Source organism: Sphingomonas corticis (assembly GCF_012035195.1).
In the GTDB taxonomy this organism is placed as follows: domain Bacteria; phylum Pseudomonadota; class Alphaproteobacteria; order Sphingomonadales; family Sphingomonadaceae; genus Sphingomonas; species Sphingomonas corticis.
Window position 1 is genome coordinate 1 of sequence record NZ_JAAVJH010000053.1, and the last position, 1273, is coordinate 1273.

Here is a 1273-nt window from a genome sequence, read left to right on the forward strand (position 1 = left end):
GGTCGACGCGCGGGGCGCGTCCGGCGAGGGCGGCGTCGAACTGCGCCTTGTCGAGCCGGCCTTCCCAGCGCGAGACGACCACCGTCGCCAGCGCGTTGCCGATGAAGTTGGTCAGGCTGCGGCACTCGGACATGAAGCGGTCGACGCCCAGGATCAGCGCCATGCCGGCGACCGGCACGCTCGGCACGATCGACAAGGTGGCGGCGAGCGTGATGAACCCTGCCCCCGTCACTCCCGCCGCGCCCTTGGACGAGAGCATCGCGACGCCGAGCAGCAGCAGCTGCTGGCCCAGCGACAGGTCCACGTTGCACGCCTGCGCGATGAACAGTGCGGCCAGCGTCATGTAGATGTTCGTCCCGTCCAGGTTGAACGAATAGCCCGTCGGCACCACCAGCCCGACGATCGACTTGGGACAGCCCGCCCGCTCCATCTTCTCGATCAGCGAGGGCAGCGCGCTCTCCGAGGAGGACGTGCCCAGCACCAGCAGCAGCTCGCCCTTCAGGTACGCGATCAGCCGCAGGATCGAGAAGCCCGCCAGCGCCGACACCATGCCCAGCACGACCAGCACGAACAGCAGCGAGGTGAGATAGAAGGTGCCCACCAGCGCGGCGAGGTTCGCGAGCGTGCCCACGCCGTACTTGCCGATGGTGAACGCCATCGCGCCGAACGCGCCCACCGGCGCGGCGCGCATCACGATCGCGACCACCTTGAACACCGCGACCGACAGGTCCTCCAGCACCGACAGCACGCGCGTGCCGCGCTCCCCGGTCATGGCGAGGCCGACGCCGAACAGGATGGCGACGAACAGCGTCTGCAGGATGTTGCCCGCCGTCAGCGCGGACAGGAACGTGTCGGGAATGACCCCCAGCAGGAAGCCGGTCAGCGTCGTCTCGTGCGCCTTGGCGGCATAGTCGGCCACCTTGGAGGCGTCCAGCGTGGCAGGATCGATGTTCAGCCCCGCGCCGGGCCGGACGACGTTGGCGACCACCAGGCCGACCACCAGCGCCAGCGTGGAGAAGAACAGGAAATAGGCGAACGCCTTGCCCGCCACCCGCCCGACCGAGGCCAGGTCGCGCATGCCCGCGATCCCCGTCACGATCGTCAGGAAGATGACCGGCGCGATGATCATCTTCACGAGCTTGATGAAGCCGTCGCCGATCGGCTTCATCGCCTCGCCCGTCGCCGGCGCGAAATGCCCCAGCAGCACCCCCGCCACGATCGCCGCCAGAACCTGAAGATACAGGTGCGTGTACCAGGGACGCGACGCCGGGGG

General features: G+C 68.7%; 1 protein-coding gene. It reads right to left on the reverse strand.

What is annotated here, in order from left to right; all coding sequences use genetic code 11:
- On the reverse strand, positions 1 to 1273 hold a 1273-nt coding region (locus HBH26_RS20340), incomplete at both ends, for a dicarboxylate/amino acid:cation symporter (protein ID WP_168136372.1).